The 17,738-nt window shown below is 60.5% G+C and carries 21 protein-coding genes; 11 read left to right on the top strand and 10 right to left on the bottom strand.

The features are described 5' to 3' along the window. On the bottom strand, positions 1-418 hold a 418-nt coding region (locus GSM73_RS24030), incomplete at its 3' end, for an AsmA family protein (RefSeq protein ID WP_160894086.1). A gap of 139 nt (positions 419-557) precedes the next feature. Next, positions 558-956 (bottom strand): aspartate 1-decarboxylase autocleavage activator PanM, encoded by a 399-nt coding sequence (panM, locus tag GSM73_RS24025; protein ID WP_047226896.1) that lies wholly within the window; start codon positions 954-956, stop codon positions 558-560. Positions 957-1,217: 261 nt separating this feature from the next. Here panM and GSM73_RS24020 point away from each other — a divergent pair, with 261 nt between their 5' ends. The 6 genes from GSM73_RS24020 to hisF all read left to right on the top strand — a co-directional run bounded on the left by GSM73_RS24020 (position 1,218) and on the right by hisF (position 6,198). After that, the gene (locus tag GSM73_RS24020; RefSeq protein ID WP_047226897.1) at positions 1,218-2,879 is read left to right on the top strand and encodes an OFA family MFS transporter; all 1,662 of its coding nucleotides are present in this window, start codon (positions 1,218-1,220) and stop codon (positions 2,877-2,879) included. Positions 2,880-3,152: 273 nt separating this feature from the next. Next, entirely contained in the window at positions 3,153-3,746 is a 594-nt protein-coding gene (gene hisB, locus GSM73_RS24015) for an imidazoleglycerol-phosphate dehydratase HisB (protein ID WP_003186751.1), read from the top strand. Beyond that, complete coding sequence (gene hisH / locus GSM73_RS24010) at positions 3,746-4,384, top strand: imidazole glycerol phosphate synthase subunit HisH (protein ID WP_160894010.1); 639 nt, start codon at positions 3,746-3,748, stop codon at positions 4,382-4,384. Before hisB ends, hisH begins: the two co-directional genes overlap by 1 nt. Then, on the top strand, positions 4,384-4,638 hold the full coding sequence (locus GSM73_RS24005; RefSeq protein WP_047226899.1) for a DUF2164 domain-containing protein: 255 nt from the start codon (positions 4,384-4,386) through the stop codon (positions 4,636-4,638). Before hisH ends, GSM73_RS24005 begins: the two co-directional genes overlap by 1 nt. 42 nt (positions 4,639-4,680) lie before the next feature. Next, positions 4,681-5,418 carry a 1-(5-phosphoribosyl)-5-[(5-phosphoribosylamino)methylideneamino]imidazole-4-carboxamide isomerase gene (hisA, locus tag GSM73_RS24000; RefSeq protein ID WP_047226900.1) on the top strand — a complete coding sequence of 246 codons (738 nt, stop codon included), beginning with the start codon at positions 4,681-4,683 and terminating at the stop codon, positions 5,416-5,418. A 9-nt stretch (positions 5,419-5,427) separates the two neighbouring features. Beyond that, positions 5,428-6,198 (top strand): imidazole glycerol phosphate synthase subunit HisF, encoded by a 771-nt coding sequence (hisF, locus tag GSM73_RS23995; protein ID WP_047226901.1) that lies wholly within the window; start codon positions 5,428-5,430, stop codon positions 6,196-6,198. A gap of 29 nt (positions 6,199-6,227) precedes the next feature. Here hisF and GSM73_RS23990 read toward each other — a convergent pair whose 3' ends face one another. Further along, a complete protein-coding gene (locus GSM73_RS23990; RefSeq protein WP_160894008.1) occupies positions 6,228-7,739 on the bottom strand; it encodes a serine protease in 1,512 nt (503 codons plus the stop codon). 216 nt (positions 7,740-7,955) lie between these two features. Here GSM73_RS23990 and GSM73_RS23985 point away from each other — a divergent pair, with 216 nt between their 5' ends. Further along, the gene (locus GSM73_RS23985) at positions 7,956-8,711 is read left to right on the top strand and encodes an ABC transporter substrate-binding protein (RefSeq protein WP_076383350.1); all 756 of its coding nucleotides are present in this window, start codon (positions 7,956-7,958) and stop codon (positions 8,709-8,711) included. Between the two features lie 129 nt (positions 8,712-8,840). Here the strand turns inward: GSM73_RS23985 and GSM73_RS23980 are convergent, their stop codons facing one another. The 4 genes from GSM73_RS23980 to gpmI form a co-directional block, all read right to left on the bottom strand. Next, on the bottom strand, positions 8,841-9,623 hold the full coding sequence (locus tag GSM73_RS23980; protein WP_076383351.1) for a divergent polysaccharide deacetylase family protein: 783 nt from the start codon (positions 9,621-9,623) through the stop codon (positions 8,841-8,843). A gap of 1 nt (position 9,624) precedes the next feature. After that, positions 9,625-10,941 (bottom strand): S41 family peptidase, encoded by a 1,317-nt coding sequence (locus GSM73_RS23975; RefSeq protein ID WP_047226905.1) that lies wholly within the window; start codon positions 10,939-10,941, stop codon positions 9,625-9,627. A 32-nt stretch (positions 10,942-10,973) separates the two neighbouring features. Beyond that, on the bottom strand, positions 10,974-12,260 hold the full coding sequence (locus GSM73_RS23970; RefSeq protein ID WP_047226906.1) for a murein hydrolase activator EnvC: 1,287 nt from the start codon (positions 12,258-12,260) through the stop codon (positions 10,974-10,976). Between the two features lie 215 nt (positions 12,261-12,475). Next, on the bottom strand, positions 12,476-14,005 hold the full coding sequence (gene gpmI, locus GSM73_RS23965) for a 2,3-bisphosphoglycerate-independent phosphoglycerate mutase (protein WP_076383352.1): 1,530 nt from the start codon (positions 14,003-14,005) through the stop codon (positions 12,476-12,478). A gap of 152 nt (positions 14,006-14,157) precedes the next feature. On the opposite strand from gpmI, the gene GSM73_RS23960 reads away from it, so the two are divergent. From GSM73_RS23960 to secB, 3 genes are read left to right on the top strand one after another with little or no spacing between them, the layout of a single operon-like run. Then, on the top strand, positions 14,158-14,571 hold the full coding sequence (locus GSM73_RS23960) for a rhodanese-like domain-containing protein (protein WP_047226908.1): 414 nt from the start codon (positions 14,158-14,160) through the stop codon (positions 14,569-14,571). A gap of 1 nt (position 14,572) precedes the next feature. Next, positions 14,573-14,827: a glutaredoxin 3 gene (gene grxC, locus GSM73_RS23955; RefSeq protein WP_047226909.1), complete on the top strand. Its 255-nt coding sequence runs from the start codon at positions 14,573-14,575 to the stop codon at positions 14,825-14,827. A gap of 38 nt (positions 14,828-14,865) precedes the next feature. Then, positions 14,866-15,348 carry a protein-export chaperone SecB gene (gene secB, locus GSM73_RS23950; RefSeq protein WP_047226910.1) on the top strand — a complete coding sequence of 161 codons (483 nt, stop codon included), beginning with the start codon at positions 14,866-14,868 and terminating at the stop codon, positions 15,346-15,348. A gap of 139 nt (positions 15,349-15,487) precedes the next feature. On the opposite strand, the gene trmL is transcribed toward secB, so the two are convergent. Further along, positions 15,488-15,943: a tRNA (uridine(34)/cytosine(34)/5-carboxymethylaminomethyluridine(34)-2'-O)-methyltransferase TrmL gene (trmL, locus tag GSM73_RS23945; RefSeq protein WP_047226911.1), complete on the bottom strand. Its 456-nt coding sequence runs from the start codon at positions 15,941-15,943 to the stop codon at positions 15,488-15,490. Here trmL and GSM73_RS23940 point away from each other — a divergent pair. Further along, positions 15,942-16,382: a hypothetical protein gene (locus GSM73_RS23940; protein WP_160894006.1), complete on the top strand. Its 441-nt coding sequence runs from the start codon at positions 15,942-15,944 to the stop codon at positions 16,380-16,382. The two genes, trmL and GSM73_RS23940, sit on opposite strands and share 2 nt — an antisense overlap. 57 nt (positions 16,383-16,439) lie before the next feature. Here the strand turns inward: GSM73_RS23940 and GSM73_RS23935 are convergent, their stop codons facing one another. Together GSM73_RS23935 and ntrC are read right to left on the bottom strand one after the other, a co-directional pair. After that, the gene (locus GSM73_RS23935) at positions 16,440-16,619 is read right to left on the bottom strand and encodes a hypothetical protein (RefSeq protein ID WP_160894004.1); all 180 of its coding nucleotides are present in this window, start codon (positions 16,617-16,619) and stop codon (positions 16,440-16,442) included. Between the two features lie 122 nt (positions 16,620-16,741). Then, positions 16,742-17,738 (bottom strand): nitrogen regulation protein NR(I) (gene ntrC, locus GSM73_RS23930; protein WP_256677076.1); only part of this gene is annotated, 997 nt, incomplete at its 5' end.

The raw sequence follows: 17,738 nt of genomic DNA, 5'->3' as shown, positions 1-17,738 counted from the left end.
TGGTTTTAGAGGCGGGTGCCTTGCCGATGTCTTCCCAATTGCCGTGGCCGTTCTTGTCACGGTTGAGTCGCAGGTTCAGGCCTTCGACGCGCACGTCGCTCATCTGCACTTCGCGGCGCAGCAGTGGAATCACGCGCACGGAAAGGCCGAGCATCTGCAGGTCGGCGAATGGTTGTGTCGGGTTTGCCAGGGTGGCGACACTGGCTTCGTGCAATTCCAGACCCAGCCACGGGAAAAGGCTCCAGCCGATGTCGCCATTGAGGGTCAGCTCAATGTGGGCCTTGTCGCGGGCTATCTGGCGGATCTCTTCTTTATAGTCGTTGGGATCGAAGAGGTGGGTCAGGGCAAAGCCCAAGGCCACAATGACCAGCAACAGCCCGAGAAGTACCAGACCCAGGATTTTGCCGAACGCTTTCATGGGCGAGTCCTTGTAGGTTGAGTTCAAAATTTAGCCTGGGAGTATAACGCCCTGACCTGATGGCGCGTTGGGTGATCGTTCTTTCTGACAGGCCTGTGGGCCATGGAGCCGTGGCGAGGGCTAAGCTGAGCTCCCGGATCTAGGCCTGCTCCAGTGCCAGTTTCAATTTGGCCGCCAGCGCCTGGGCTTCCAGATGACCGGATGGGGCCAAGAGCTTCAGTTCGGCACCGTGTTGCGTAGCCATTTTCCGTGCTTCGCTGACCAATCGTTCCGCCACCCCACGACGACGGGTGACGTTTCGCACGCACATTTGGGACAAATGCCAGACGTCCTGGTGCCGTTGCAGCCGTGCGGCACCGAGCAACCGGTCATTGAAGCGGGCTGCGATCAACGCGCCGTCCTCCAGGCATTTGTGTATCAATTGTGTGCCGTCAGTGAACGGCTCGAACAGCCAGGCCGGGGCATCCTGGTAGATTTTGTGCAGGTCCTGCCGGTCCCGACAGGTGGCGTCATTCAACTGCTCGACAACGATGGGCATATAAATTCCTGAAAAATAAACGATTCACGCCCTACAGAAAACGTGCAATGGCGCGATAAGACAGAAGATGTAAAAAAGGTGATAGCACTTTGGCTTTTCTGTCATAAGCAAATGGTAACCTTTACCCGTTCGCCCGTCCTTCTGCGACTCAATGTCGCACCAAAATGAAGCTTCACCAGAAAATACAGTCGCGCTTTGCGTGCAATAAGGCTGAGGGTGATGCATGGCTGGCGAGCCATACCAATAACTGGGGGATACATAATGAGCACGAGCATCACGGCGGACGGCTTTGCCGCCCAGCCTGCGTTCCTCTCCAAGGAACGCATTATCGCCAAGCCCGGATTCAACCGGTGGCTGGTTCCACCGGCCGCACTGGCCATCCACCTTTGCATCGGCATGGCCTACGGCTTTTCGGTGTTCTGGTTGCCGTTGTCCAAGGCACTGGGCGTCACCAAGCCTGTAGCCTGTGCACCGGACATGAGCTTCATCGCACAAGTCTTTTCATCCCAATGTGACTGGCCGATCTCGATGCTCGGCTGGATCTACACCCTGTTCTTCATCTTCCTGGGTTGCTCGGCAGCCATCTGGGGCGGCTGGCTGGAACACGCCGGGCCACGTAAGGCTGGCGTTGTATCGGCCTTGTGCTGGTGCGGCGGTCTGCTGATTTCCGCGCTGGGTATTTACACTCACCAGATATGGCTGATGTGGGTCGGCTCCGGGGTAATCGGTGGTATCGGCTTGGGGCTGGGCTACATCTCCCCGGTTTCGACGCTGATCAAGTGGTTCCCGGACAAGCGTGGCATGGCCACCGGCATGGCGATCATGGGCTTCGGCGGCGGCGCGATGGTAGGTGCACCGCTGGCTGCAGCGCTGATGAGCCATTTCTCTTCGCCGACTGAAGTGGGCGTATGGCAAAGCTTCCTGGTCATGGCCGCGATCTACTTCGTGTTCATGGTCGGTGGCGCCCTGTCGTACCGCGTCCCGCCGACCGGCTGGAAGCCTGAAGGCTGGACCCCGGCACCGAAGAAAGCTGCGAACGCGATGATCACCCATCGTCACGTTCACGTGAACGTGGCCTGGAAAACCCCGCAGTTCCGTCTGGTATGGCTGGTGCTGTGCCTGAACGTATCCGCCGGTATCGGCATCATCGGCATGGCATCGCCACTGTTGCAGGAAGTGTTCGGCGGCAAGTTGCTCGGCAATGACTTGCCTTTCGGTCAGTTGGATGCTGCGCAACTGGGTCAGATCGCGGCCATTGCGGCCGGTTTCACTGGTCTGCTGAGCCTGTTCAACATCGGTGGGCGGTTCTTCTGGGCATCCTGCTCGGATTACCTGGGTCGCAAGAACACCTACTTCGTGTTCTTCGCCCTGGGCTTTGCCCTGTACGCGCTGATCCCGAACCTGGGTCATCTGGGCAGCGTCGCGCTGTTCGTGGCGGCGTTCTGCATCATCCTGTCGATGTACGGCGGCGGTTTTGCCACCGTGCCGGCCTACCTGGCGGACCTGTTCGGTACGCAAATGGTCGGCGCGATCCACGGTCGGCTGTTGACCGCTTGGGCCGCAGCAGGCGTGCTGGGTCCGGTACTGGTGAACTACCTGCGTGAATATCAGCTGAGCATCGGCGTTGAACGCGCTGCGGCCTATGACATCACCTTGTACATCCTCGCCGGCCTGCTGGTACTGGGCTTCCTGTGCAACCTGATGGTCCGTCCGGTCGCCGACAAGTACTTCATGACCGACGCCGAACTGGCCGCCGAACAGGCACTGGGCCATGACAAGGGCGCTGACAGCACCACTTCGCTGGAGTGGAAAGCCGCGCCGGGCACCAAGCCTTTGGCGATCGCCGCCTGGTTGGTGGTGGGCATTCCGTTGGCGTGGGGTGTCTGGGTAACCCTGCAGAAGACGGCGGTGTTGTTCCAGTAATGCGCTAGCCCGAACCCGCTGGGGTGAGGGCGAATCTTGTGGGAGCGAGCCTGCTCGCGATGAGGGAGGGTCAGCCGGCATCATTGTCGGCTGATCCACCGCTATCGCGAGCAGGCTCGCTCCCACATTTGTTTTGGGTGATGGCCACAATTGCTTGTACGGACATGTCTATCGCCGACAACCCGTCAGGGATATCACCTCCCGTGTTTCTGTTTGCCGCTCGCGCCCCTATAATGGCTGCCTTTTTCGCCCAATGATTTTGCGGAGCTGGTGATGGCCGAACGTAAGGCGTCTGTCGAGCGCGACACTCTGGAAACCCAGATCAAAGCCTCGATCAACCTGGATGGCACCGGAAAGGCCCGGTTTGATATCGGCGTGCCTTTTCTTGAGCACATGCTGGACCAGATCGCCCGTCATGGGCTGATCGACCTGGATATCGTCAGCAAGGGCGACCTGCACATCGACGACCACCACACGGTGGAAGACGTCGGTATCACCCTGGGGCAGGCCTTCACCAAAGCCATCGGCGACAAGAAAGGCATCCGTCGCTACGGCCACGCCTACGTGCCGCTCGATGAGGCGCTGTCGCGTGTGGTCATCGACTTCTCCGGTCGTCCGGGCCTGCAAATGCATGTGCCGTACACCCGTGCCACCGTTGGCGGCTTCGACGTGGACCTGTTCCAGGAATTTTTCCAGGGCTTCGTCAACCACGCCAATGTGACCCTGCACATCGACAACCTGCGCGGGCACAACACCCACCACCAGATCGAAACCGTGTTCAAGGCTTTCGGCCGCGCGCTGCGCATGGCCGTGGAGCTCGATGACCGCATGGCCGGGCAAATGCCCTCCACCAAGGGCGTTCTGTAATGCAGACGGTCGCGGTTATCGATTACGGCATGGGCAACCTGCACTCGGTGGCCAAGGCCCTCGAGCACGTGGGCGCCGGCAAGGTACTGATCACCAGCGATGCTGACGTGATTCGCGAAGCCGACCGGGTGGTCTTTCCCGGTGTTGGTGCGATTCGTGACTGCATGGCCGAGATCCGTCGCCTGGGCTTCGATTCGCTGGTGCATGAAGTCAGTCAGGATCGTCCGTTCCTCGGCATTTGCGTGGGCATGCAGGCCTTGCTCGAGAGCAGCGAGGAGAACGACGGCGTCGATTGCATCGCGATGTTTCCAGGCCAGGTGAAGTTTTTCGGCAAGGATCTGCACGAAGACGGCGAGCACCTGAAAGTCCCGCACATGGGCTGGAACGAGGTGAAGCAGACGGTGGATCACCCGCTGTGGCACAACATTCCGGACCTGGCGCGCTTCTACTTCGTGCACAGCTACTACATCGCGGCCGCTAACGCCCGGCAGGTGGTGGGCGGCGGTCACTATGGCGTCGACTTCGCCGCGGCCCTGGCCGACGGTTCGCGCTTCGCCGTGCAGTTCCACCCGGAGAAGAGCCATACCCATGGCCTGCAGTTGCTGCAGAACTTCGCGGCGTGGGACGGGCGCTGGTAATGGCCCGCAAGAAACCGCCGATCCTCACTCTCACGCCCGAGCAGGAAAGTGAGGCGAACCTCAAGATCCAACGGTTCATGGAGGATCGTTTCGAACTGGACCTGGGTTCGTTCGAAGCGGCGGAAATTCTTGAGCTGTTTACCCGCGAAATTGCTCCGCACTATTACAACAGGGCGATTTTCGATGTGCAGACGCACCTTAAAGAAAGGTTCGAAAGTATCGAAAGCGACTTGTGGGCGCTCGAGAAAAACTGATTTCCGAGCCAAGCTGAACATTCGAATTTGAAGGTTTGCCAGATGCTGATTATCCCCGCTATCGATCTCAAGGACGGCGCTTGCGTACGTCTGCGTCAGGGCCGGATGGAAGACTCCACGGTGTTCTCCGATGACCCGGTGAGCATGGCCGCCAAGTGGGTGGAGGGCGGCTGCCGTCGCCTGCATCTGGTTGACCTGAACGGTGCCTTCGAAGGGCAGCCGGTGAACGGCGAAGTGGTCACGGCCATTGCCAAGCGCTACCCGAACCTGCCGATCCAGATCGGCGGCGGTATCCGCTCGCTGGAAACCATCGAACACTACGTCAAGGCTGGCGTGAGCTATGTGATCATCGGCACCAAGGCGGTGAAAGACCCGGCGTTTGTCGCTGAGGCTTGCCGCGCCTTCCCAGGCAAGGTCATCGTTGGCCTCGATGCCAAGGACGGTTTCGTCGCCACTGACGGTTGGGCTGAAGTCAGCACCGTGCAGGTGATTGACCTGGCCAAGCGTTTCGAGGCCGACGGGGTGTCTGCCATCGTCTACACCGACATCGCCAAAGACGGCATGATGCAGGGCTGCAACGTTCCGTTCACCGCCGCCCTGGCCGCCGCCACGAAGATTCCGGTGATCGCCTCCGGCGGCATCCATAACCTGGGCGACATCAAGGCGCTGCTCGACGCCAAGGCGCCAGGCATCATCGGCGCGATCACCGGTCGCGCGATCTACGAAGGCACGCTGGATGTCGCTGAGGCCCAGGCCTTCTGCGATTCCTACAAAGGCTGAGGACTGACCATGGCGCTGGCCAAACGCATCATCCCTTGCCTGGACGTGGACAACGGCCGGGTGGTCAAGGGCGTCAAGTTCGAGAACATCCGCGACGCCGGCGACCCGGTGGAAATCGCCCGTCGCTATGACGAGCAGGGCGCGGACGAGATTACCTTCCTCGACATCACGGCCAGCGTCGACGGCCGCGATACCACGCTGCATACCGTCGAGCGCATGGCCAGCCAGGTGTTCATCCCGCTGACCGTGGGCGGTGGCGTGCGCACCGTGCAGGACATCCGCAACCTGCTCAACGCCGGTGCGGACAAGGTGTCGATCAACACCGCCGCGGTGTTCAACCCGGAATTCGTCGGCGAAGCGGCCCAGCGTTTTGGTTCGCAGTGCATTGTCGTGGCCATCGATGCCAAGAAGGTGTCCGGCCCGGGCGAAACCCCGCGCTGGGAGATCTTCACCCACGGTGGGCGCAAACCCACCGGCCTGGACGCCGTGGAATGGGCGAAGAAGATGGAAGGCCTGGGGGCCGGTGAGATCTTGCTGACCAGCATGGACCAGGACGGCATGAAAAACGGTTTCGACCTGGGCGTCACCCGCGCCATCAGCGATGCCTTGGGCATTCCGGTCATCGCCTCCGGCGGCGTCGGCAACCTGCAGCACCTGGCCGATGGCATCCTTGAAGGCCATGCCAGTGCGGTACTGGCGGCGAGCATTTTCCACTTCGGCGAATACACCGTGCCGGAAGCCAAGGCTTACATGGCGCAGCGCGGAATCGTCATTCGATAAGCGGGCACAACCGAGCCCCGATGCTCACCTCAGGGGGCGACGGGGGGTGTGTTCTGCGCCCCTGTCGCAGGGCTCAGTACGTCAATCCTCGGCTCGGATGCCTGGCCTGATTTGTCGTAGGCGATTGTGCAGAATTTCAGCGGCAGTTCTGCATCCGGAAACCAGAAATCCATGTAGGTGTGGGTCAGATACTGCTCATCCCTTGAGCAATCTGTGGTGTCCAGCGGGCCAAATTTGACGGCGTAGGTCCGGTACTCGCTACCGCGTGCCAGCTCCACGCCGACTCCGCTGCTGATCGACAAATCGGGCTGCGCCGTTGGCGTGTCATCAAGGACTTCCACCACAAGGGACAGCCCATTCTTGATGAGTCCGACCTGCGCTCCTTGAGTCGCGGAATCAACGCCAAGAATGCAAAGGAAATAGAAACCGGGCTGGGCGCCGATCTCGCTGTTGATAAACGCGTCGTTAGAACTTATTGCGTCGCTGTAGTAATGGCCACTTTCGCAGTCCTTCGCAGTGCGCACGGTCTTGTGGCGATAAAAAGCGGTGCTGATGGAGAAATGGTAATCCCATGTCGGAATTTCCATCGTCCCGTCATCCCGTTTTTTGAGCCTCTTGTACCTTGCGGGCTCGTTGGCATCAGCACTCACTGTAAACGCTGGATAAAGCGGACAAGAGGAAGTTGCCTCATTGGCAATGTGGCCTTGTACAAAGCATCCGTTGAGAAAGATCGTCGGGTTCCCATAAACGTTTTTGGGAATGGCCTTATAGACATCCCCAACCCGCGTACAGGGTGCGTGTTCGTCGCATGGAGCGAAACCGGCCGCCAGGTTACCGGTGCCTATTACGCCTATTATCTCGTTGGAGTGACGATCAAGAATCGGCCCCCCTGAACTGCCGCCGGCTATATCCTGACAGCGCGTCATCACGTTGTTTCGCCACACCCATGGGCCTTCCACTATTTCCCGAGCAGGCTGCAAAGTGCAGGCAGCCATGCGCAATGTGGCTTTGTCGAAACCCTGCGGGGCACTCACGATCAGCACATCAGTCCCGTCGGCAGGCTTTTGTCGGGCCAGCTCCAGGGGCTGTATACCTTCCTCAATGAGTTTCTGAAGGCTGACGTCCAATTCTATGATCGCCAGATCAACGCCTTGCATACTGCGCCATGCCACCTTTTTCAGCGCGTAGGTTTTGAATAACTCGGTGTCGGCGAAGTAATCGAACTGCATGACCCCGCTGACCGGTTTATCCGTCACGATGTTGCCGTTGCCTTTTTCGATACAGTGTCCTGAAGTGAGTACATAGGCGGGTGTTGGTTGGGGTACCGATGCATCCTGAGTGTCGAGGAGCGTCGCGGTACAAGAGCCGTCGATAAACAGGCGTCCGACGCCCCGCCAGTGGTTGTGTGATCCATCCGCGTTTTCAAGAACCTTTGAGGCCGTAAAATTTTGCATGCCTTCGCCAAAGTCCTGGCTGTGGGCGATACCCTGCAAACTCAGCGAGCAGAGCAGGCCGGTCAGCAGAAAGGAGATCGATTTCATCGAGTAGTACCTTTGGTTAGTTGAATGAAAACCGGCAGTGGCCGGTGTTCTCCAATTAATCAGGTAGGGGCTGACGGTTGGCGGTAAATAGTTACCTCAACGGTGAGAGTGCTCTTTTATATTTTGAGTCGTTGAGCAGCCTGGGCAGCAAAGGGCTGTGGACATGCTCGCAGGCCCGAGGCACTCTTGGGCACGCCATGGATTCGGGTAGCAGACATGTTCAGACGCATTCTTTTGGTTATTGCCAGTGCCTCTTTGTTGTTCGTCAACGGGGCACAAGCTCAAGATCGCCGTGACGTCGGCCTGGTGTTGCTGACGGAAAACTTCCCGCCCTACAACATGGCCAAGAATGGCAAAAACTTCGCTCAGGACGAGAACATCAATGGCATCGCCGTGGACATTGTCCGCGAGATATTCAAGCGTGCCGATATCAGCTACAGCCTGACGCTACGTTTCCCGTGGGAGCGAATTTATAAACTGGCCCTGGATAATCCCGGGTACGGCGTGTTTGTCACGGCGCGATTGCCCGAGCGTGAAAAACTCTTCAAATGGGTCGGCCCGATTGGCCCGGACGACTGGATCATGCTCGCCAAGGCCGACAGCAAGATTTCTCTGGACTCGTTGGAGCAGGCGCGTCAATACAGGATCGGGGCTTACAAGGGTGACGCGATTGCCGAGACCTTGGCCAAGCAAGGGCTGAACCCGATTGTCGTGTTGCGCGATCAGGACAACGCCAGGAAGCTGGTCAATGGTCAAATCGATCTGTGGGCCACCGGGGATCCGGCCGGGCGCTATCTGGCGCGTGAGGAAGGGGTGAGCGATCTCAAGACCGTGCTACGGTTCAACAGTGCCGAGTTGTACCTGGCGTTGAACAAAAACGTGCCCGACGACGTGGTCGCCCGCCTTCAAGCGGCCCTGGATGAACTGCGCAAGGAAGGTGCGGTGGACGCGATCATGGCGCGGTATCTCTGAAGACTGCGCCACCGCCATCGCGAGCAGGCTCGCTCCCACACTGGATCTGCGGTGGGCACATGACTTGCGAACAACCCGAGACCCTGTGGGAGCGAGCCTGCTCGCGATAGCGGCGGCGCGGTTTAACCGCTACCGATAAACCCCATCTTTGCCATGCCCAGCCATCGCCCGATTGCTGCGCAAGCTGATCATCGACTTGATGTCGATCCATTCGATGCCCTGGGCCTTGAGCCTGGGCAGTTCGCGTTCGAGCACGGCCAGGGTCTGCGGATAGGGATGGCCAATCATCACCGCAGAGCCCTGCTGGCGAGCAAGCTCTATGGCGACCTGAAGCTGATGGGCGATGGCTGCTTCGGTGCGCTCATCGTCCAGGAACACATCACGTGACACGCTGGCGAGGCCGATTTTTTGCGCCTCGGCGGCGGCGACTGTCTGGGCGCTGGTGCGGCTGTCGACAAAGAACTTGTGTCGCTGCTGCAAGTTCGCCATCAACCACGCCATGGCCCGCGGCTGGGAAGTCATGCGGCTGCCCATGTGGTTATTGATCCCGCTGGTGAAGGGCACGGCGGCGAATGCGGCGTCGAGGCGTTTTCCCAACTCTTCAAGGGGCAGTTCCGGATGCCAGGCGAACGGCCCGGTGGCCGGGTCCATGGGCATGTGCAGCATGACGACCTTGCCGGCGCGATGGGCTTCGCGGGCGAGTTCGGCAGCGTGTGGCGTATCGGGCATGATCGCCGCAGTGACCGGGCCGGGCAGGGCCAGCACGCGGCGATCCCGAGGCAGGTTCTGCCCCAGGTCATCGATGATCAGGCTCAGGTAGGCCTTGTGCGGTGCCGGTGCCGGTGTGGCGGGCGCGGCAAAGGCCGCGCCAGCCAGGCAGCACACCAGGCCCAGGATGAAGCGCAGGCCCATCTCAGCGGCCGGAGGTGATGTTCAGTCCTTTGAGCAGGCTCAGGGCCTGAGCCAACTGATAGTCATCATCCTGCGGCATGGGCTTGGCCTTGGCGCCGGAACCGGTCGGTTTGTCGGCGCCGCCGTTGCCATTGCCCAAGTGACCCTGCAAGTCAGCTTCCTTGAAGTACTCGCTGTCCTGCTCGCTGGTGATCTTGGCCTTGCGCACCTCGATGTCCGGGACGATGCCCTGGGCCTGGATGGATCGGCCGTTAGGGGTGTAGTACAGCGCAGTAGTGATCTTCAGGGCGCGGTCATTGTTGAGCGGCAAGACGGTCTGCACCGAGCCTTTGCCAAAACTGGTGGTGCCCATGACGACACCGCGTTTCTGGTCTTGCAGGGCGCCGGCGACGATTTCCGATGCCGAAGCGCTGCCACCGTTGATCAGTACCACCAGCGGCACGGCTTCGCTCAGGTCGTTGCCGGTGGCCGAAAAGCGCAGCTCGGAATTGGCGATGCGGCCCTTGGTGTAGACGATCAGGCCCTTGGTGATGAAATGGTCCACCACCTCCACGGCCGATTGCAGCACGCCGCCGGGGTTGTTACGCAGGTCCAGGACCATGCCGTTGAGCTTCTTGCCGTTGTCCTTGCGCAGCTTGGCCAGGGCCTTGGCGACTTCTTCGCCGGTCTTGACCTGGAACTGGGTGATGCGGATGTAGCCGTAGCCCGACTCCAGCAACTGGCTCTTCACGCTTTTGACCTGGATGATCGCGCGGGTCAGGGTCACGTCGAACGGCGTGCCGCCATCGCGCACCAGGGTCAGGGTAATCTTCTGGCCGATCTTGCCGCGCATCTTGTCCACGGCTTCGGTCATGCTCTGGCCGCGAGTCGGCTGGCCGTTGATCTTGACGATGAAGTCACCGGCCTGGATGCCGGCCTTGGAAGCAGGCGTGTCGTCGATGGGCGAAACCACTTTGACGAAGCCGTCTTCGCTGCCGACCTCGATGCCCAGGCCGCCGAACTCGCCGCTGGTGCTTTCCTGCAGCTCGGCGAAATCTTCCGGCCCCAGGTAGGCCGAGTGGGGGTCAAGGTTGCTGAGCATGCCCTTGATGGCGTTCTCCAGCAGCAGCTTGTCGTCCACCGGTTCCACGTAGGCGGCCTTGATCCGGTCCATGACTTCGGCAAAGGTGCGCAGTTCGTCCAGCGGCAGCGGGGCCTTGGTGGTCGCGGCCGTAGCGGCGGTCGACGAGGGGGCCGGTTCAGCGGCGAACGCCAGGGGCGCACCGATCACCAGGGCGATCGTCAGGGCCAGCGAGGTGAGGCGGGACAAATGCAGCATGTCGAACGAACTCCTGAGTTGGATGGGCGCGCTTATCCTTGCGCACGACACCATTGGGTCGGGTCACTGGGGCGACCCTGCTGACGAATAGCGAAATACAGCGCTGGCGTATCCTGCCCGCCACTGTTACCAACCGTAGAGATGGACTCGCCGGCCTTGACTACATCGCCGGCCGCCTTGAGCAGCGTCTGGTTATGGCCGTACAGGCTCAAATAGCCGTTACCATGATCCAGGATCACCAGCAGGCCGGCGCCGCGAAGCCAGTCGGCGAACACCACACGACCGCCATGCACGGCATGCACCTGGCTGCCGGCAGTGGCGCTGATCATCACGCCGTCCCATTTGGTGCGGGTATCATCGCCGCGGGTTTGGCCGAAGCGTGCAAGCAATCGACCATTGACCGGCCATGGAAGTTTGCCCCGTGCCGAAGCAAAGGCGCCGCCGAAGGTTTCACCCCCTGCCGAAACCAGGGGGCCAGGGCTTGATCGGGCAGGTTTGCGCGGTGCATCGCTGGCGTCGGCCTGGGCCTCACGCAAGCGCTTTTTTTCGGCTTCCTGCTGGGCGATCAGCGCCTTCTGGCGCGCTTCTTCCGCCTCTCGAGCCTGGCGTGCCAGGGTTTCTTCGATGGTCTTCAAGACTTTTGCCAGTTGAGCCTGGTCCTGCTCGCGAGCCTTGAGCTTGCTGTCGCGGGCCTTCACGTCCTCATTGAGCTTGGCCAGGGCGACCTGACGCTCCTTGCGAACCTTCTCGAGTTCTTCGCGCTGGGTGTCGAGGCTGCTTTTCTGCACCAGCAACTGGGCCTGCTGCAATTCAATCTCTTTTTCGACATTGGCCAGCTGGCGCAGGGTTTCGTTAAAGCTCTTGAGTTGCTCCAGGCGTGCCTGGCTCAGGTAATCGTAGTACGTGAGTGTGCGAGCGAATTTCTCGGGGTTCTGCTGGTTGAGCAACAGCTTGAGGTACTCCTGACGGCCGTTCTGGTAGGCCGCGCGGGCCTGGATGGCGATCAGCTTTTGCTGTTCAGTGCGCGCGCTCTGGAGTTTTTTTTTCTCCGTATCGAGTCGCTGCAACTCGGATTCACTTTTCTTCAGCTCTTGTTGCAGGGCGTCGACCTGCTTTTCCAGCTTGCCCATCTCGGTCTCGGTACCGCGCAGATCTTTCTGCACGCCGGACTTCTCTTCCTGCAACTTGCCCAGCAGCTTTTTCAGCTCGGCAATGTCCTGACGCGTGGCGTCCAACTGCTGTTGGGTTTGTGCGCGCTCGTCAGCGAAGGCCGGTTGGAGCAGGCAGGTCAGAGCGAGGGCTATCAGAACGCGAAGCATAGAGGCGGGCGACACCAGGGAAAGGGACGGCCTAGTATGCCCGCCCCACGCTGCAAAAAAAACGCCCATTTGGGGCTGTGTGATAACTGGCCCAAAAAACACCTTGACCCTGTGGGAGCGAGCCTGCTCGCGATGAGGCCATAACATCCAACATAGATGTTGACTGTAATACCGCTATCGCGAGCAGGCTCGCTCCCACATTGGTAAGTGTTGGGTCAGACCAGGATCGACGTCCCGGTCATCTCCGCCGGCTTCTCCATCCCCAGCAACATCAGCATCGTCGGCGCCACGTCAGCCAGTACGCCGCCATCGCGGACCTTGAAGTCACGCTTGCCGACATAGATGAATGGCACCGGCTCGGTGGTGTGGGCGGTGTGGGCCTGGCCGGTGGACTCGTCGGACATCTGCTCGACATTCCCATGGTCGGCGGTGATCAGCGCTTCACCGCCGACTTTTTCCAGCGCTTCGACGATGCGCCCGACGCAGGTGTCCAGGCATTCCACGGCTTTGACCGCGGCGTCGAACACCCCGCTGTGGCCGACCATGTCGCCGTTGGCGTAGTTGACCACGATCACGTCGTAGCGCTGGTGCTCGATGGCATCGACGATGCGGTCGGTGACCTCCGGTGCGCTCATTTCCGGTTGCAGGTCATAGGTGGCGACTTTCGGCGACGGGATCAGGATGCGTTCTTCGCCGGGGAAGGGCTCTTCACGGCCGCCGGAGAAGAAGAACGTCACGTGGGCATACTTCTCGGTTTCAGCGATGCGCAGTTGGGTCTTGCCGTTCTTCGCCAGGTAATCGCCCAGCACGTTTTCCAGGCTGCCGGCGGCGAAGGCCGACGGTGCGGGGATGCTGGCGGCGTATTGGGTCAGCATGACGAAGCCGGCCAGTTTCGGCTGGCGGGCGCGTTCGAATTCCTTGAAATCGTCTTCGACAAACACGCGGGTCAGCTCGCGGGCACGGTCGGCGCGGAAGTTCATGAACACCACGGCATCGCCGTCCTCGACTTTGACCGGTTCACCGATGGTGGTGGCCTTGACGAATTCGTCGCTTTCACCCCGCTCGTAGGCGGCTTGCAGGCCTTCCTGGGCGGTGGCGGCGTTGAACTCGGCGTTGCCGTCGACGATCAGGTTGTAGGCCTGGGACACCCGGTCCCAACGGTTATCGCGGTCCATGGCGTAGTAACGGCCGACGATGCTGGCGATACGACCCTTGCCGAGAGCCTGGAAGGTGCTGTCGAGCAGTTCGATCGACGAAGTGGCGCTTTTTGGCGGAGTGTCGCGGCCATCGAGGAACGCGTGCAGGTAGATTTTTTCGGCACCGCGCTTGAAGGCCAGTTCGGCCATGGCGATCAGGTGGTCCTGATGGCTGTGCACGCCGCCATCGGACAGCAGACCCATGAAGTGCACGGCTTTGCCAGCAGCCACGGCTTTATCCACAGCAGCGCAGATGGTCGGGTTTTCAAAGAACTCGCCGTCGCGGATCGCTTTGGTCACGCGGGTGAAGTCCTGATACACCACGCGGCCCGCGCCGAGGTTCATGTGGCCGACTTCGGAGTTGCCCATCTGTCCGTCGGGCAGGCCGACGTCCATGCCGCTGCCGGAGATCAGGCCGTTCGGCACGGTGGCCCACAGACGGTCCAGCACAGGCTTGCGGGCCGCGTACACGGCATTGGATTCGTGGCTGTCACTGTGACCGAAGCCGTCGAGAATCATCAGGACCAAAGGTTTAGGCGTGGTAGTCATGGAATCCACTCGTGGCTGATTAAAAGAAGGCAATGGAAAAGGGACGGGCAGTTTAAAGGTAAGTTCCGGTGCCGTCACCGCCGGGCGGGGTTTGGCCGGCCTTGTGTGCTGTGTATACTGGCCGACATTTTAACGCCCTGGAACCTCCTTCGATGGTTGCTCACCTGATTGAATTTGCCACTAACCACTACCTTCTCGTCGGTATCTTCGTCGTACTGCTGGCGTTGCTGGTTGCCCATACGATGCAGGGCGGCGGTCGCAGCCTCAGTACTGGCGAGCTGACGGCACTGGTCAACAAGGACACCGGCGTGGTGGTAGACATACGCCCGAGCAAGGATTTCGCCGCTGGTCACATTGTCGGCGCGGTGAACATTCCCCAGGACAAACTGATCGCTCGTATCGGTGAACTGGAAAAACACAAGGCCAAGACGCTGATCCTGGTGGATGCTCAGGGCCAGCACGCAGGCACTCATGCCCGCGAGCTGATGAAGTCCGGCTTTACCGCCGCCAAACTGTCCGGTGGCGTTGCAAGCTGGAAAGCCGACAATCTGCCCCTGGTGAAGTGATATGACCCACGTTGTTGTCTATTCCAGCGATTACTGCCCCTATTGCTCCCGAGCCAAGTTCCTGCTCAAGAACAAAGGTGTGGCTTTCGAAGAGATCAAGGTCGACGGCAAGCCGCAACTGCGCGCCGAAATGACTCAAAAGGCCGGACGTACCTCCGTGCCGCAGATCTGGATCGGCAGCACCCACGTGGGCGGTTGCGATGATCTGTTTGCCCTGGATCGCGCCGGCAAGCTCGATGCGATGCTCAAGGCCTGAATTCCCCACTAAGAACCTGAAAGTAAGAAGGATCTGCGATGACTGACCAACAGAACACAGCTGCCAGCGAAGAAGAAACCGCACCGCAATTCTCCTTGCAGCGTATTTATGTGCGTGACCTGTCCTTCGAAGCCCCGAAAAGCCCGGCGATCTTTCGCCAGCAGTGGGAGCCGAGCGTAGGCCTGGACCTGAACACTCGCCAGAAAGCCCTGGAAGATGATTTCCACGAAGTGGTGCTGACCCTGTCGGTGACCGTGAAGAACGGTGACGAAGTCGCATTCATTGCCGAAGTGCAGCAAGCCGGGATCTTCCTGATCAAGAACCTGGATGCCGCTTCGATGAGCCACACCCTGGGTGCCTTCTGCCCCAACATCCTGTTCCCGTACGCCCGCGAAACCCTGGACAGCCTGGTGACCCGCGGTTCGTTCCCGGCCCTGATGCTGGCCCCGGTGAACTTCGATGCCCTGTACGCGCAAGAACTGCAGCGCATGCAGCAAGAAGGCGCCGCGACCGTTCAGTAAGCGGTATCGCGGCTGTAGCACAAGGTATAAACCTGTGGGAGCGAGCCTGCTCGCGATAGCGTCATGTCAGTCAGTATTGAGTTGACTGGTACAGCGCTATCGCGAGCAGGCTCGCTCCCACAGAAGTTTCTGGCCAGGGTTACCGGAAACCGTTCTGCCGCCAGGCCTCGTAAACGGCCACTGCCACGGTGTTGGACAGGTTCAGGCTGCGACAGCCTTCGCGCATCGGCAGGCGCAGACGCTGGTCGGCGGGCAGGGCGTCCAGTACCTCGGCCGGCAGGCCACGGCTTTCCGGGCCGAACAGGAACGCATCGCCCGCGACGAAGCTGGCATCATGGAATGGCCGCGAACCCTTGGTGGTGAAGGCAAACAAGCGCGGATGCCCCAGGCTCTCCAGACAGCTGGCGAGATCGGCGTGGCGTTGCAGGGTGGCATACTCGTGGTAGTCGAGACCGGCACGGCGCAGGCGCTTGTCGTCCATCTCGAAGCCCAGTGGTTCGATCAGATGCAGGTGGCAGCCGCTGTTGGCGCACAGCCTGATGACGTTGCCGGTGTTCGGCGGAATTTCCGGTTGAAAAAGGATGACGTGAAACATGCACGGCTCCGCAGATAAAGATGAGCGGCATTCTACGCCGCAAACCGATCAGCGTTCGAAGCTATTACCTCGAGTGATGGGGTCTTTGGCGATCTTCGGTTTGATGGTCGGCCTGATGATCGGTCGCCTGACCACGCCCGAGCCGAGCGTGCTGCAACAGGTCGAAGTGATCGACGGGACGCTGGTGGCCTGGTTCAACAACGAGCCCAAGCTGCACGGGGAAATCATCGACGGCTCAGTGGCGCTGTTGCTCCAGGCAGAGGGCCGTCCGCAGAAGGGCCAGCTCAAACTCAATGGCAAGGACGTGAACTGGCGGGTGCGTTTGAGTGACAAAGGGTTGTTGCTGACGCTGGTGGCGGCGCGTCCATTGGGGGGGGAGTGGGCCGGCAGCGAGGTCGATGACCGCTGGCGGCTGGAGATCCGTCTCCAAGAGCAATAAAAGAGGGAATCCCCGGCCTGCCTGTACCAAGGTCCCCGAAACTGGGTAGTGATTGAGTTATTGCAGGGGGCGTGCCAGTTTTAAATGGCTTGTCACAAAAAATCTGCTGATGATGCGCAAAGCCCCGTATTTCGGGGCTTTTGCTTTTGTTTGTGCGGTTTCTTCGAGTTGGGCTGATTGGTTTTGACGGGGGGCCGCATGTGCCATTGCGGTTCTCAGTGCATCGATGCGGTGCATCAAGCCTTCAAAAGCATCGCGAGCAGGCTCGCTCCCACAAGATAGTCGCGACACCGCAAACCTTTGTGGGAGCGAGCCTGCTCGCGATTGGCCTTCAAGATCAGTGAAGGGCTAAAGGCTGCTCAGCCCTCATCCCCCTCATCATCATCCCCGCCATCAACCTTCATCCCCAATTCCTTGATCTTGCGGGTCAAGGTATTGCGGCCCCAGCCCAGCAGCACCGCGGCGTCGCGACGGCGGCCGGCGGTGTGCTTGAGGGCGGTCTCGATCATGATGCGTTCGAAACTCGGTACGGCGCTGTCCAGCAGGTTCGATTGGCCGCGGGCCAGGGCCTGGTCGGCCCACTGGCGCAGGGCCTGTTCCCAGTTGGTCACCGGGGCCGAGTCCTGCGGCAGGCTGAGCAGCTCCGGTGGAAGATCGCTGATGTGCACTTCGCGACCGGACGCCATCACCGTGATCCAGCGGCAGGTGTTCTCCAGCTGGCGCACGTTGCCGGGCCACGGCAGGTTCTTGAGGTATTCCTCGGTTTCGCTCTTGAGCAGTTTGGGCTCTACCGCCAGCTCCTGGGCCGCGCGGCTGAGGAAGTGCCGGGCCAGGGTCGGGATGTCTTCGCGACGGTCCGCCAGGCGCGGGATATGAATGCGGATCACATTCAGGCGATGGAACAAGTCTTCGCGGAATTTGCCCGCGTGGACCAGGGTTTCCAGGTTCTGGTGGGTCGCGGCGATGATGCGTACATCGACCTTGACCGGTGTATGGCCGCCCACCCGATAGAACTCGCCGTCCGCCAGCACGCGCAACAGCCGGGTCTGGGTGTCAGCCGGCATGTCGCCGATTTCGTCGAGGAACAAGGTGCCGCCGTCGGCTTGTTCGAAGCGCCCGCGCCGCAGGTTGGCTGCGCCGGTGAACGCGCCTTTCTCGTGACCGAACAGCTCGGACTCCATCAGGTCCTTGGGGATCGCCGCCATGTTCAGCGCAATGAACGGTGAGGCCGCCCGTGGACTGTGGCGGTGCAGGGCATGGGCGACCAGTTCTTTACCGGTGCCCGATTCGCCGTTGATCAACACGGTGATGTTGGAGTGGCTCAAACGCCCAATGGCGCGAAACACTTCCTGCATT

The organism is Pseudomonas sp. PICF6 (genome assembly GCF_009831705.1).
Lineage (GTDB): Bacteria > Pseudomonadota > Gammaproteobacteria > Pseudomonadales > Pseudomonadaceae > Aquipseudomonas > Aquipseudomonas rhizophila.
Note: the sequence above shows the minus strand (reverse complement) of the source record. Positions and strands in the feature narration are given on the sequence as shown.

Excerpts from the sequence above, each read along its gene's own strand:
- GSM73_RS23985 (WP_076383350.1), top strand. The coding sequence starts at position 7,956 with ATGTTCAGACGCATTCTTTTGGTTATTGCCAGTGCCTCTTTGTTGTTC.
- GSM73_RS23970 (WP_047226906.1), bottom strand. The coding sequence starts at position 12,260 with ATGCTTCGCGTTCTGATAGCCCTCGCTCTGACCTGCCTGCTCCAACCG.
- GSM73_RS23940 (WP_160894006.1), top strand. The coding sequence starts at position 15,942 with ATGCACGGCTCCGCAGATAAAGATGAGCGGCATTCTACGCCGCAAACC.
- panM (WP_047226896.1), bottom strand. The coding sequence starts at position 956 with ATGCCCATCGTTGTCGAGCAGTTGAATGACGCCACCTGTCGGGACCGG.
- GSM73_RS24005 (WP_047226899.1), top strand. The coding sequence starts at position 4,384 with ATGGCCCGCAAGAAACCGCCGATCCTCACTCTCACGCCCGAGCAGGAA.
- grxC (WP_047226909.1), top strand. The coding sequence starts at position 14,573 with ATGACCCACGTTGTTGTCTATTCCAGCGATTACTGCCCCTATTGCTCC.
- GSM73_RS23975 (WP_047226905.1), bottom strand. The coding sequence starts at position 10,941 with ATGCTGCATTTGTCCCGCCTCACCTCGCTGGCCCTGACGATCGCCCTG.
- secB (WP_047226910.1), top strand. The coding sequence starts at position 14,866 with ATGACTGACCAACAGAACACAGCTGCCAGCGAAGAAGAAACCGCACCG.
- hisF (WP_047226901.1), top strand. The coding sequence starts at position 5,428 with ATGGCGCTGGCCAAACGCATCATCCCTTGCCTGGACGTGGACAACGGC.
- GSM73_RS23960 (WP_047226908.1), top strand. The coding sequence starts at position 14,158 with ATGGTTGCTCACCTGATTGAATTTGCCACTAACCACTACCTTCTCGTC.
- gpmI (WP_076383352.1), bottom strand. The coding sequence starts at position 14,005 with ATGACTACCACGCCTAAACCTTTGGTCCTGATGATTCTCGACGGCTTC.
- hisB (WP_003186751.1), top strand. The coding sequence starts at position 3,153 with ATGGCCGAACGTAAGGCGTCTGTCGAGCGCGACACTCTGGAAACCCAG.
- trmL (WP_047226911.1), bottom strand. The coding sequence starts at position 15,943 with ATGTTTCACGTCATCCTTTTTCAACCGGAAATTCCGCCGAACACCGGC.
- hisH (WP_160894010.1), top strand. The coding sequence starts at position 3,746 with ATGCAGACGGTCGCGGTTATCGATTACGGCATGGGCAACCTGCACTCG.
- hisA (WP_047226900.1), top strand. The coding sequence starts at position 4,681 with ATGCTGATTATCCCCGCTATCGATCTCAAGGACGGCGCTTGCGTACGT.
- GSM73_RS24020 (WP_047226897.1), top strand. The coding sequence starts at position 1,218 with ATGAGCACGAGCATCACGGCGGACGGCTTTGCCGCCCAGCCTGCGTTC.
- GSM73_RS23990 (WP_160894008.1), bottom strand. The coding sequence starts at position 7,739 with ATGAAATCGATCTCCTTTCTGCTGACCGGCCTGCTCTGCTCGCTGAGT.
- GSM73_RS23935 (WP_160894004.1), bottom strand. The coding sequence starts at position 16,619 with ATGCACCGCATCGATGCACTGAGAACCGCAATGGCACATGCGGCCCCC.
- GSM73_RS23980 (WP_076383351.1), bottom strand. The coding sequence starts at position 9,623 with ATGGGCCTGCGCTTCATCCTGGGCCTGGTGTGCTGCCTGGCTGGCGCG.